This is a genomic window from Spelaeicoccus albus (genome assembly GCF_013409065.1).
Taxonomy (GTDB): Bacteria; Actinomycetota; Actinomycetes; order Actinomycetales; family Brevibacteriaceae; genus Spelaeicoccus; species Spelaeicoccus albus.
The window spans coordinates 447,224-459,601 of the sequence record NZ_JACBZP010000001.1 but is presented as its reverse complement, the minus strand read 5'-3'; the positions used below and the strand labels follow the sequence as shown (position 1 = coordinate 459,601).

The following is a 12,378-nucleotide window of genomic DNA, read 5'->3' as shown; positions in this document are numbered from 1 at the left end:
TCAGGCCGAGACCAGGGTGCCGAGCACCGACGTGAAGAACCGTTGCCCGTCGACTCCCGTGCGGGTTCCGGTGGCAGTGTCCGGGCCGAATCCCGCTTCGACGGCGTGCTCGGGGTGCGGCATGAGGCCCACCACGTTGCCGCGGGGATTGGTCACGCCGGCGATATCGCGCCGCGAACCGTTCGGATTCACCCCGACGTACCGGAACGCCACGAGGTTCTCGGCCTCGAGTTTGTCCAGCGTCGGCTCGTCGGCCATATAGCTGCCTTCGCCGTTCTTGAGCGGGACAACTATCTCTTCGCCGTTCGCGAACTTGTTCGTCCACGCCGTCGAGGCGTTTTCGACACGCAGTGTCTGATCCCGGCAAATGAACTGGCGGCGGTCGTTGCCGACCAGGGCGCCGGGCAGCAGGTGTGCTTCGCACAAAACCTGGAAACCGTTGCAGATTCCGAGCACCGGAAGTCCGCCGTTTGCGGCGTCCACAATCGACTCCATCACTGCCGAGAACCGGGCAATCGCCCCGCAACGCAAGTAGTCGCCATAGGAAAATCCCCCGGGGAGCAGGACGGCGTCCACGTTCGACAGGGATTTCTCCCCGTGCCAGAGCTTGACGGGCTCGGCACCGGCAAGGCGGACGGCCCGTGCGGCGTCCACGTCGTCCAGCGATCCGGGGAACGTGACGACACCGATACGGGCCCCCGCGGCGTCGGCGCTCACTCGCCCGGCTCGATCAGTTCGGTGGCGCTGGGGTCGATTTCGGCAGGCGTGACGGCGCGCACGTTCACGACGTTCTCGATGACCGGATTGGACAACAGCGTGACCGCGGCTTCGTGAGCCTCGGCGAGCACGTCATCGGTGACTTCTCCATCGACCTCGAGTTCGAAACGCTTACCCTGGCGCACGTTCACGAATCGGGTGAACCCCAGTCGCGGCAGCGCGCCGGCGATCGCTTTGCCCTGCGGGTCGAGAATTTCCGGCTTTGGCATGACGTCGACGACGACACGTCCCATGAAGGCTCCTCAAAAGTGTGGCGAGCTGATGGCACCAGATTACCGGGTCGCGGAGGCGCCTGAGTCGATGGTGCCATGATGGAGGTATGCAGCTCACACGATTCGGACATGCAGCAGTTCTCGTCGATGCGGCGGATTCGCGGATCCTGCTCGATCCAGGCAACTTCTCGGCCGACGACACGTTCGAGCTGACCGGGCTCGAAGCGATCATCGTCACGCATCAGCACGCCGATCACGTCGACCACGAACGCTTGCCGCAGCTCGTCGCCGGAAACCCGGGCGCGCGTCTGCTGGCGGAAGAGGAGACGGCGGCGCAGCTGAACGACGTCGCCGGAACCTGGGAGGTCTTGTCGCCGGGCGACGAGGTGTTCTTGGGCGGTGTCCTGGTCACCGGAGTGGGCGGCCGACATGCAGTCATCCACCAGGATCTGCCGCGGGTCGGCAACGTCGGGGCGTTGGTGCGCGCGGACGGCGAGCCCGTGTTCTTCCATCCGGGCGATACGTACGAGTACGCGCCGGACGACGTGGACGTGTTGGGCGTGCCGCTCGGCGCCCCGTGGGCGAAGGTCGGCGAAATGGTCGACTTCGTGCGGGACGTGTCGCCGTCCGTGGTCTTCCCGATCCACGACCGAACCATTGCCGATGTCGCCTACGGCATGTATTGGGCGCGCGCCGCCGAGATGGGCGGGGCCAACCTGCCCACGGGCGTCACGCTGGATGCGCGTAAGCTCGGGCAGCACGACTCGACGACGGTGCGCTAGCTCGCCGCCGCGGAGCTCTGCCCTAGGCTGGGGCGCATGACGGCGCATTCGGTTTTCGTTCGCAATCCGCGTTCGCGCGACGTCGAAACGCGCGAGCAGTTCGACGCACTCGTCCGCAGCGGCGCGACCGACATGGCCGGGTGGAAGCTGCACTCGATCGACTTCAGCGACGGGCTTCCCGAAGGGCTCGATCCTTCCGGTGCCGTATTTCTCGGGTGCTCGTTTGCCGATGGCGCCCAGGCCGGACTGCGGCAAGCGGGCGCTCTGCTCTTCCCGGCGGTCCCGGACGTGCCGTTCGACGCCTATCGCGGGCAGCTGTATTCGCCCGGCGACTTGTTCGAGCACATCGCCACTCGGCCGTACGAGGACACGCTTGACGCCCGCATCTACTCGTGGACCCGCGGTGCCGACGTGCGACGCGACCTGTACGTCACTCTTGCCACGGCGCTGCACGATCACGCCATTTCGGATGCGCTGGACGATGTGCTGGCGGCCGGGACTTTTGCGGGCAGCCGCATCGTCGGCGTGATGGGCGGGCATGATTTGGCGCGGGACGACGCCGGTTTCGCAGCGGCCGCCGTGTTGGGACGGCGCTTGGCCGCCGAAGGGTTCACGATAGCGACCGGCGGCGGTCCGGGCGCCATGGAAGCGGCAAATTTCGGCGCGTACATCGATGGGGCGGACGACGCCGAGTTCGAGCGTGCCCTGGCCGAGCTGGCGCGCGTGCCGTCGTTCACGCCGTCCGTCACCGACTGGGCGCGAAGCGCGGCCTCGGTGCTCGACCGATATCCGGACGGGCGGGCGAATCTGGGGATACCGACCTGGTTCTACGGACACGAGCCGCCCAACCTGTTCGCCACGCACATTGCCAAATACTTCACCAACTCGGTGCGCGAGGCCATCCTGCTGCAACGCTGCAATGGCGGAATCATCTTCTTGCCCGGCGCGGCCGGCACCGTGCAAGAGATCTTCCAGGACGCTTGCGAGAACTACTACGCATCGGAGGGCGACGTGCGCCCCATGGTGCTGGTGGGCCGCAAACACTGGCAGACCACGTTGCCGGCGTGGGACCTCGTGCAATCGCTCGGCCGCGGACGTCTGATGGGTGAACGGATCCACCTGGTCGACACGATCGACGAAGCGCTCGCCGTCCTCGGGTAGGCAGCCGGAGGGAGACGCCGGACGTCGGGTCGGCAGCGCTTCGGGCGGCGCCGGCTAGAACGAGGTGCCGGTCAGCAATTCGTAGGCTTCGACATAGCGCTCGCGGGTCTTGGCAATGACGTCGTCCGGAAGTGCGGGCGGCGGCTCGTCGGAATTTCTGTCCCAACCCGAATCCGGGCCGGTGAGCCAGTCGCGGACGAACTGCTTGTCGAAGCTCGGCTGCACGCGCCCCGGCGCCCACCCGTCGGCGTCCCAGAACCGGGACGAATCCGGAGTGAGCACTTCATCGCCCAGTACTATATCGCCGGAATCCCGGTCACGGCCGAACTCGAACTTCGTGTCCGCCAAAATGATGCCGCGTTCGGACGCCAGCGCAGCGGCCCGTCCGTACACGGAGAGGGTCTTATTGCGCAAGGCGGCGGCGTCGGCGGCTCCGAGACGCTCGGACATGGTCGCGAAATCGATGTTCTCATCGTGCTCGCCGAGGTCGGCCTTGGCGGCTGGCGTGAAGATCGGCTCCGGCAGCACGGACGCCTCCTCGAGGCCGTCGGGCAGCGGCACGCCGCACACCGTTCCGGACGCCCGGTAATCGGCGAGCCCGGAGCCGGTCAGATAGCCGCGCGCCACGCATTCGACCTTGAACATGTCGAGCTTGCGGCAGATCATGGCGCGGCCCGCGACGACGTCCGGGACGTCGGTGGACACAACATGGTTCGCCACGCCGTCCAGCTGATCGAACCACCACAGGGACAGCTGCGTGAGGACGGCCCCTTTGTCCGGGATCGTGCTGGCCAGCACGTGGTCGTAAGCGGAGATCCGGTCGCTGGCCACGACCAGCACGACGTCCCGCCCGGCCCATTCGCTTGCCGCGTCGCGTGAGGGCTCGTAGAGATCGCGCACCTTGCCCGAATAGACGTGCGTCCATCCGGCCACGTCGATCGCCTGGTTCTCGTTCACGGTTGACCTCCGTTCGCGGCGGGAACGTCGACAGCGCCCTCGGCCGCCGCCCGTGCGATATCGCTGCGAAGCTGCATGCCCGGCCAGCTGATGCGGCCCGCCCGGCGGTAAGCGGCCGCCCGTGCCGTTTCAATGTCCGCTCCGGTGCCGACGACCGACAGGACCCGACCGCCGGACGTGACGAGACGGCCGTCGTCGTCCAATGCCGTGCCGGCGTGCAGGAGATATGCGTCGCCGGCGTCACCGGGCCGGTCGCAGTCTTCGATCGGGTCGCCGGTGCGCGGCGCGCCGGGGTAGTTCTCGGCGGCCAAGACCACCGTGACGGCGCACTCGTTCTTCCACCGCAGCGGCTCGGCCTCGTGCAGGCGACCTTCCGCGGCGGCCAGCAGCAGCATGCCGAGCGGTGTGGCAAGACGGGCCAGTACCGACTGCGTTTCGGGATCGCCGAACCGCACGTTGAACTCGATCACTCGCAGCCCGCGCGATGTGAGCGCAAGGCCGCAGTAAAGGACGCCGGTGAACGGGGTGCCGCGCTTGACCATCTCGTCGATGGTCGGCTGGGCCACGCGGTTCACGATCTCGCTGACGAGCCCGGGAGGCGCCCACGGCAGCGGCGAATAAGCGCCCATGCCGCCCGTATTGGGACCGGTGTCGTCGTCGCCGATGCGTTTGAAATCCTGCGCGGGCGCCAGCGGGACCGCAGTGGCGCCGTCGCACAATACGAACAGCGAGACTTCGGGACCGTCCAAGAATTCCTCGATCACCACCCGCTCACTGACGGCCAAGCAGTCACGGGCGTGGGTGAGCGCCGTGTCGCGGTCGTCGGTCACCACGACGCCCTTGCCTGCCGCCAGCCCGTCGGCCTTGACGACGTACGGCGCACCGAACGAATCGAGCGCGGAGGCCGCCTGGTCGGCATCGGTGGCGACCCGGGCCATGGCCGTCGGCACCTCCGCCGAGGACATGACCTCCTTGGCGAGTGCCTTGCTGCCCTCGAGCCGGGCGGCGGCTTCGCGGGGACCGAAGACGGCGAACCCGGCTTCGTGCAAGGCGTCCGAGACGCCGGCGACCAGCGGTGCTTCGGGGCCCACGACGACCAGGTCGACGTCGAGTTCTTCGGCCAGATCCGTCACTGCCCGCGCGTCGACGACGTCGACCGGCCGGGTTTCGCACGTTTGTGCGATCCCCGGGTTGCCGGGGGCCGCGATCACTGCGGTGACCGATTCATCGGCGGTCAATGCGCGGACGAGGGCGTGTTCGCGAGCTCCGGAGCCCAGCACCAGTACCTTCACGCACGCCAGCCTAGCCGAGACCACCTGCATTGCCGCAAAACGCGCCGCACCGTCGGGAACGCGCAGTCATGACGGCGCGGGCTAAACGCGGCGACGCGTTTTGCGGGAGAAGGGAAGGAGGCGGGGCCGGAAGCGCTCGGTGCGCACCATGCGGCAAGCTAGAAGGATGAGCGCTCACCAAACCTTTTCCGCCCGGGACGCCGTCGAGCTGGCAGTCGTCGAACGTTCCGGCTTCGTCGAATCCCGGCATATCGGCTCCGCGGTCGTCATCGACCCGGCCGGCGACGTCCGGACCGCCCTGGGCGACGTCGACACCCCGATCTTCACCCGGTCGAGCTTGAAGCCGCTGCAGGCGCTTGCCGCGCTGCGCGCCGGGGCGCCGCTGACCGGAGTCCAGCTGGCACTTGCCACGGCCAGCCACCGGGCCCAGCAAAAACATGTCGACGTGGTCGCCTCGATGCTTGCCGGGGCCGGCCTGAGCGAGGACGACTTGCAGTGTCCGGCGGATCTGCCCGGCAATGCCGAGGCCCGCAACGCGGTCATTCGCGCCGGCGGCGAGACCCGGCGCATCTATTACAACTGCTCCGGCAAACACGCCGCGTTCCTTTGGGCATGCGCCGTCAACGGCTGGGACACCGGCAGCTATCTGGATCCGGCGAACCCGATTCAACGGCTCGTTGCCGACGTGACCGCCGAATATGCGGGCGCGCCGGCCGCAGCGGTCGGAGTGGACGGGTGCGGCGCTCCCGTGCTGGCCCTGCCGCTGACCGGCTTGGCTCGCGCGATCTCCGCCGTCGCAGTGGCTGACGAGGCTTCGGGCATGGTCGCAGCAGTGATGCACGATCCGTGGGCGATTGCGGGCGACGGTGAGCCCAACAGCGTCGTCATCGAACGACTGGGCATCCTGGCCAAGGGCGGAGCCGAAGGCGTCATGGTGATGGCGGCCCCCGACGGAACGACCGTTGCCTTGAAATGCCTTGACGGTTCCGCCCGCGCCACCACGTTGGCCGGCTTGACGCTGTTGGCACGTACCGGGGCCGTGGACGCCGACGCCGTCCGGAGCGTCCTGAACGAAACCGAGATGCCGGTGCTCGGCCGCGGCCAAAAGGTGGGCGCCGTTCGGCCCGGCAGTGGGCTCACCGGCACATCCGGCGCGCCGGAAGGTTCGTCGCGTGACAGCTAGGCGACGCATCGACGAGACCGAAGGACGGCACGCCGTCCGGGCGTGGAAAAGCGGCGCGCGCGACCGGACGACGGTTGCCCTGGCCGTGCGGTTCTGCTTGGAAGAGATCACGGCGCGCGCGCCCGGCAACAGCGTCGAACTGCGCGTGCCGCCGCACGGCGTCACTCAATGCGTGGCCGGTCCCCGGCACACTCGCGGCACCCCGCCGAACGTGATTGAAATGGACGCCGACACGTGGCTCGGCCTGGCGACCGGCACGGTGAATTGGGACGAAGCGGCTGCGGACCGGAAACTTTCCGCGTCGGGCGTGCGCGCAGACGTCAGCGAGTGGCTACCGTTGGACATATGAAGATCACCGGCGCCGTCCTGGAAGAAGTCGGCCGCTCCCGTCCGTTCGCGGACTCGCGGCCGATCAGCATCAGCGAACTCGAACTCGATGCGCCCGGCGACACCGAACTCGTGATCCGGATCGAAGCGGCGGGAATCTGTCACTCCGATTTGTCCGTCGTCGACGGCAACCGCCCGCGCCCCGTGCCGATGCTGCTCGGCCACGAAGCGGCCGGCGTGATCGAAGAAGTCGGAAGCGCGGTCGCTGCGGCGAACCCCGAACTTGTCGTCGGCCGCCGCGTGGTGATGGCGTTTCTGCCGCGATGCGGAGAGTGCCGGGAGTGCCGCACCGACGGTCGGATGCCGTGCAGTACGGGGTCGCGCAGCAATAACGCCGGCACCCTTTTGGGCGGTGCGCGGCGGCTGCACCGGGACGGCGACGACGTGCACCATCATCTTGGCGTATCCGGGTTCGCCGATCATGCGGTCGTCGACTACCGATCCGTCGTGCCGGTCGGGGACGACGTGCCGCCGGACGTGGCGGCAGTACTCGGCTGCGCGGTATTGACCGGCGGCGGCGCCGTGCTGAATGCCGCCGCGCCCGGCCCGGAGGACGACGTCATGGTCGTCGGACTGGGCGGCGTGGGCATGGCAGCCCTGCTCACGGCGTTGAGCCTGGACGGCGCGCCGGAACGGCGCATCATCGCCGTCGACTCACTCGACGAGAAGCTCGAGCGTGCACGGGCGCTCGGCGCGACCGACACCTACACGCCGGCCGCGCTCGACGCGAAGGCCGACGTCGTGATCGAGGCGGCCGGGAACCCGCGCGCGTTTGAAACCGCAGTGGCCGCGGCGGCCCCGGGCGGCCGCACGGTCACAGTGGGGCTTCCCGCGCCGGGCGCCGACGCGACGATTTCTCCGCTCGGGCTCGTCGCCGAAGCACGCACCATCATCGGCAGCTATCTCGGTTCGGCCGTGCCGACCCGGGACATCCCGAAATTCGAAGCGCTCTGGCGGGCCGGTCGGCTTCCCGTCGAAGAACTCGTGTCCGCACATGTCGATCTTGCCGATATCAACGAGGCAATGGATTCCCTGGCCGACGGGCACGCCGTCCGTCAGATCATCCGGTTTTAACCGTTCCCAATGCGGATTGTTCCTCGTGATGCGCGATAACCGCGCATCACGAGAAACAACCCGCATCACGAGGGACGGACGGTGAGCGACCACCGTCGCTCCGATTCGGGCAGACGCGCGGCAAGCGATAGCCTGGAAGCGTGCACATCACGCAATCCTTCATCGACGGCCGGTCGGTTCGATCGGCCGACACTTTCGAAAACATCGACCCGGCTACCGGCACGGCGCTGGGCCTGGTGGCCCGAGGCGGCGCCGACGAGGTCGAGGGCGCAGTCGCGGCAGCGCGCGCCGCGCAACCCGGATGGGCCGCCACCCCTCCCGAGCGCCGAGCCGACCTGCTCGAATCCATGTCCGCGGTGGTCCTGAAACACCGTGATGAACTCGCCCGACTCGAATGCGAGGACACCGGAAAGCCGCTCACGCAGGCGTACGCCGACGTCGATGTGGCGGCCAGGTATTTCCGCTACTACGGGCGCGGCATTGAAAGCTATTACGGCCGGACGATCCCGCTGGGCGACGGCATGCACGTGTACACGCGGCGTGAACCATTCGGCGTGACCGGGCATGTCGTTGCGTGGAACTACCCGCTCCAATTGATGTCGCGCGCCGTCGCGACGTCCTTGGCCACCGGCAATGCCGCAGTCGTCAAGCCGGCCGACGAGACTCCGCGCACCGCCGTCCGCGTGGCCGAGCTGCTCATCGAGGCCGGCTTTCCGGCCGGCGTCCTGAACGTCGTCACGGGCCTGGGCGGAGAGGCCGGGGCCGCCCTCAGCGCGCATCCGGACGTCGACCACCTCGGGTTCGTCGGCAGCACGGCAGTGGGGTCGCTCATTGCGCATGCGGCCGCAGACCGGGTCGTGCCGACGGTTCTCGAACTCGGCGGCAAATCCGCAAATGTCGTGTTTGCCGACGCCGACGTCGACGCGGCCGTGCCGTTCCTGGTCAAGTCGATCCTGCAGAACGCCGGTCAGACCTGCTCGGCCGGATCGCGCCTGCTCGTCCACGAAGACGTCCGCGACGAAGTGCTCAGCAAGGTTGCCGGAGAATTCCGGAAAGTCTCGATCGGCCCCGGCATCGACGATCCGGCGCTGGGCCCGCTCGTGTCGACGAAGCAGCTCGGCCGCGTTCGCGGGTTCGTCGATTCGCTGGATCGCGGCACCGTCGTCACGGGCGGACGGACGCCGGACGACCTTGCCGGCGGAGCGTTCTACGCTCCAACGCTCATCGATGGCGTCGACCCGCAATCCGAGATAGCCCGCGAAGAAGTGTTCGGGCCCGTCGTCGTATCGATGTCGTTCGCGGACGACGATGAGGCTGTCGCGCTGGCAAACGGCACCGACTACGCGCTGTTGGCGGCTGCCTGGACGACGAATCTCTCGCGTGCCCACCGGATGGCCCGCGAATTCTCGGCCGGCCAAGTGTTCGTCAACACGTACGGCGCGGGCGGCGGCGTCGAGCTGCCGTTCGGCGGATTCAAGAAATCCGGGTACGGCCGCGAAAAAGGCATCGAAGCGTTCGACGCGTACACGCAGACCAAGACAGTGGTGATGAAGCTATGAGCGGCCGGCGACCGGTGACGGTGCGGGTGCGGCGGGCGCCGCGGTTCGGCGTGTTCCTCACCATGGGCGGACTGGCGGGCATCTTGGCGGCGCTGATCGTCGTCACGGCCGGAGCCGGTGCCGCCGACTATTCGCTCTTCACATCGTTCTCCTATTTCGCCGCGATCTTCATCATCGGCGGCATTTTGCTGGGAGCCCTGGCGGCGCTGCTGTCGGACTGGCTGCTGCGCCGGCGCATCAAGAACGTCGATGTCCGCGGCAGCTTCGAACCCGTATCCGAGCCGGACGCCACTCGCGAGCCGGACGCCACTCGCGAGGCGGAGCCCGCGTACGAGACCGAGCCGGACGCCGTCCGGCGGCAAGGTGACGACGGCCACACGAATATGGGACACTGAACGCGTGGCGAGAGCAGATGGTCGACTAACCCACGAACTCAACCCTCAGGACAAAGGCCCGCAGGACGCATGCGGCGTCTTCGGCGTCTGGGCCCCGGGCGAGGACGTGGCAAAACTCGCCTATTTCGGGCTGTACGCGCTGCAGCACCGTGGGCAGGAATCCGCAGGGATCGCCGCCTCGAACGGACGACAAATCCTCGTGTTCCGCGATATGGGCCTGGTTTCCCAGGTGTTCGACGAAGCATCGCTGGAAACGCTGCAAGGGCACATCGCCGTTGGGCACTGCCGGTATTCGACGACGGGCGGTTCGACCTGGGAAAACGCGCAGCCGACGTTGGGACCGACGTACGACGGCACCGTCGCGCTGGGCCATAACGGCAATTTGACGAACACTGCGGACCTGCGCGATATGGTCGCCGAGCGGCAGGCCGCCGGCACCGGCCCGGCCGGTCCCATTTCCACCAACGACACCTCGCTCGTCACGGCGTTATTGGCCGGTGACGCCGATACGACGCTGACGCAAAGCGCGCTCGATTTGTTCCCGAAGCTGCGCGGCGCGTACTCGCTGGTGTTCATGGACGAGAACACTCTGTACGCGGCCCGCGATCCGCAAGGTGTGCGCCCGCTGGTACTGGGCCGGCTCGAACGGGGCTGGGTGGTCGCCAGCGAATCGGCGGCGTTGGACATCGTCGGCGCGTCCATGGTCCGCGAGGTCGAACCCGGCGAAATGATCGCCATCGACGAAGACGGTCTGCGTACGTACCAGTTTGCGCCGAAGAAGCGTGCCGGCTGCGTCTTCGAATACGTTTACCTGGCCAGGCCGGACACCACCATCAACGGTGAGGTCGTGCACAGCGCGCGCGTCGAAATGGGCCGGCATCTGGCGCGCGAACACCCCGTGGACGCCGATCTGGTGATCCCCACGCCCGAATCCGGCACGCCGGCCGCCGTCGGATACGCCGAAGAATCGGGGATCCCCTTTGGTCAGGGCCTGGTGAAGAACGCCTACGTCGGGCGTACATTCATCCAGCCCAGCCAAACGATCCGACAACTCGGCATCCGGCTCAAGCTCAATCCGCTCAAGGAGATGATCGCGGGCAAGCGACTCGTCGTGGTGGACGATTCGATAGTGCGCGGCAATACCCAACGGGCCGTCGTCCGGATGCTTCGCGAAGCCGGTGCCGCCGAAATTCATGTGCGCATCTCGTCCCCGCCGATCAAATGGCCCTGCTTTTACGGCATCGATTTCGCTTCGCGCGCCGAGCTGATCGCCAACGGCTTGGAAAACGACGATATTTGCGCGTCGCTCGGCGCCGACACGCTTGGCTATATTTCGATCGACGGAATGATCGAATCCACTCGCCAAGAGCGCCGGCAACTGTGCACGGCATGTTTCACCGGCGAATACCCCATCGACCTTCCCGCCGAGGACCGCCTTGGCAAGAATCTCCTGGAGTTGCCGTTCTGAACCCCGAACACACGACTTATGCGTCGGCCGGAGTCGACGTCGAAGCCGGCGACAAAGCCGTCGAGCTGATGAAATCGGCGGTCGCTGCCACGCACGGACGAGAAGTCGTCGGCGGTGTCGGAGGGTTCGCCGGGCTGTTCGACGTGTCGGAACTCAAGGCGTACGCCCGGCCGTTGCTTGCATCGTCGACCGATGGAGTCGGAACCAAGGTCGCAATAGCGCAGGCCCTGGACATTCACGACACGATCGGGTTCGACCTTGTCGGGATGGTCGTGGACGACATAGTCGTCAGCGGCGCCAAACCGCTTGTCATGACCGACTACATCGCCTGCGGGCATGTTGTGCCCGAGCGCATCGCGGCGATCGTGCGTGGAATCGCCGAGGCGTGCAGCGCCGCGAACGTCGCACTTGTCGGCGGCGAAACGGCCGAGCACCCCGGGCTGCTGGGGCCGGATGACTATGACGTGGCCGGCGCCGCAACCGGAGTGGTCGAGGCCGACGGGCTTCTCGGGCCGGAGCGGGTTCGCGCCGGGGACGTCGTCATTGGCATCGAGTCCTCCGGCATGCACTCCAACGGCTATTCGCTGGCTCGGCGCATCGTGGCGGATGCGGGATGGGCGCTTGACCGTCACGTCGACGAGTTCGGGCGAACGCTCGGCGAGGAGCTGCTCGAACCGACCCGCGTCTATTCGGCCGATCTGCTCAGTGTGGTCGGCGACGCCGGGGACGCCGTCCGTGCCATTTCGCACGTGACCGGCGGGGGACTGTCGGCAAACGTGGCACGGATCCTGCCGACCGGCACGCTTGCGCTGATGCGTCGTGCGTCGTGGCGGGTTCCGCCGGTATTCACGGTGCTGGGCGACCTCGGCTCGGTGCCGGTCGCCGACCGTGAGCGCACGTGGAACCTCGGCGTTGGCATGGTGCTGATCGTCGACGCCGCCAGAGCCGATGCGACGATCGCCGCGCTGGCAGATCGCTCGCTCGCGGCCTGGACTCTCGGTGAAGTGATTGCCGATGACGGCGGGCATTCGGGCGCGCCCGGGTACGTGCACGGCGCCAAAGGCGTCGACGGCGGCGCAGCACTGCTGTACTGAGCTGCCGCAGCTGGAGTCCGCCAAGCGCGGGCTGTCG

At 67.6% G+C, this 12,378-nt stretch carries 13 protein-coding genes; 9 read left to right on the top strand and 4 right to left on the bottom strand.

Annotated elements, in window-relative coordinates:
* Nucleotides 1-717: a phosphoribosylformylglycinamidine synthase subunit PurQ gene (gene purQ, locus BJY26_RS02220; RefSeq protein WP_179425279.1), complete on the bottom strand. Its 717-nt coding sequence runs from the start codon at nt 715-717 to the stop codon at nt 1-3.
* Entirely contained in the window at nt 714-1,010 is a 297-nt protein-coding gene (gene purS, locus BJY26_RS02215) for a phosphoribosylformylglycinamidine synthase subunit PurS (RefSeq protein WP_179425277.1), read from the bottom strand. Before purS ends, purQ begins: the two co-directional genes overlap by 4 nt.
* Before the next feature lie 86 nt (nt 1,011-1,096).
* Here purS and BJY26_RS02210 point away from each other — a divergent pair, with 86 nt between their 5' ends.
* Both BJY26_RS02210 and BJY26_RS02205 read left to right on the top strand, forming a co-directional pair.
* A complete protein-coding gene (locus tag BJY26_RS02210) occupies nt 1,097-1,771 on the top strand; it encodes an MBL fold metallo-hydrolase (RefSeq protein ID WP_179425275.1) in 675 nt (224 codons plus the stop codon).
* A gap of 36 nt (nt 1,772-1,807) precedes the next feature.
* The gene (locus BJY26_RS02205; protein ID WP_237248823.1) at nt 1,808-2,932 is read left to right on the top strand and encodes an LOG family protein; all 1,125 of its coding nucleotides are present in this window, start codon (nt 1,808-1,810) and stop codon (nt 2,930-2,932) included.
* 54 nt (nt 2,933-2,986) lie between these two features.
* Here the strand turns inward: BJY26_RS02205 and BJY26_RS02200 are convergent, their stop codons facing one another.
* Together BJY26_RS02200 and purD are read right to left on the bottom strand one after the other, a co-directional pair.
* The gene (locus BJY26_RS02200) at nt 2,987-3,889 is read right to left on the bottom strand and encodes a phosphoribosylaminoimidazolesuccinocarboxamide synthase (RefSeq protein WP_179425273.1); all 903 of its coding nucleotides are present in this window, start codon (nt 3,887-3,889) and stop codon (nt 2,987-2,989) included.
* Nucleotides 3,886-5,181 carry a phosphoribosylamine--glycine ligase gene (gene purD, locus BJY26_RS02195; protein ID WP_179425271.1) on the bottom strand — a complete coding sequence of 432 codons (1,296 nt, stop codon included), beginning with the start codon at nt 5,179-5,181 and terminating at the stop codon, nt 3,886-3,888. Before purD ends, BJY26_RS02200 begins: the two co-directional genes overlap by 4 nt.
* 166 nt (nt 5,182-5,347) lie before the next feature.
* Between purD and BJY26_RS02190 the strand changes: the two genes are divergently transcribed.
* The 7 genes from BJY26_RS02190 to purM all read left to right on the top strand — a co-directional run bounded on the left by BJY26_RS02190 (nt 5,348) and on the right by purM (nt 12,341).
* On the top strand, nt 5,348-6,364 hold the full coding sequence (locus BJY26_RS02190; RefSeq protein ID WP_179425269.1) for an asparaginase: 1,017 nt from the start codon (nt 5,348-5,350) through the stop codon (nt 6,362-6,364).
* Nucleotides 6,354-6,713 carry a sterol carrier family protein gene (locus BJY26_RS02185; protein ID WP_179425267.1) on the top strand — a complete coding sequence of 120 codons (360 nt, stop codon included), beginning with the start codon at nt 6,354-6,356 and terminating at the stop codon, nt 6,711-6,713. The genes BJY26_RS02190 and BJY26_RS02185 overlap by 11 nt, the downstream gene beginning before the upstream one ends.
* On the top strand, nt 6,710-7,825 hold the full coding sequence (locus tag BJY26_RS02180) for an alcohol dehydrogenase catalytic domain-containing protein (RefSeq protein ID WP_179429725.1): 1,116 nt from the start codon (nt 6,710-6,712) through the stop codon (nt 7,823-7,825). The genes BJY26_RS02185 and BJY26_RS02180 overlap by 4 nt, the downstream gene beginning before the upstream one ends.
* Nucleotides 7,826-7,965: 140 nt before the next feature.
* Entirely contained in the window at nt 7,966-9,384 is a 1,419-nt protein-coding gene (locus BJY26_RS02175) for an aldehyde dehydrogenase family protein (RefSeq protein WP_179425265.1), read from the top strand.
* Nucleotides 9,381-9,779: a hypothetical protein gene (locus BJY26_RS18920; RefSeq protein ID WP_237248824.1), complete on the top strand. Its 399-nt coding sequence runs from the start codon at nt 9,381-9,383 to the stop codon at nt 9,777-9,779. The genes BJY26_RS02175 and BJY26_RS18920 overlap by 4 nt, the downstream gene beginning before the upstream one ends.
* A gap of 4 nt (nt 9,780-9,783) precedes the next feature.
* A complete protein-coding gene (gene purF / locus BJY26_RS02170; RefSeq protein ID WP_237248825.1) occupies nt 9,784-11,247 on the top strand; it encodes an amidophosphoribosyltransferase in 1,464 nt (487 codons plus the stop codon).
* Nucleotides 11,169-12,341, top strand: coding sequence for a phosphoribosylformylglycinamidine cyclo-ligase (gene purM / locus BJY26_RS02165; protein ID WP_179425261.1), 1,173 nt, complete (start codon nt 11,169-11,171; stop codon nt 12,339-12,341). The genes purF and purM overlap by 79 nt, the downstream gene beginning before the upstream one ends.
* The last annotated feature ends 37 nt before the right edge of the window (nt 12,342-12,378 follow it).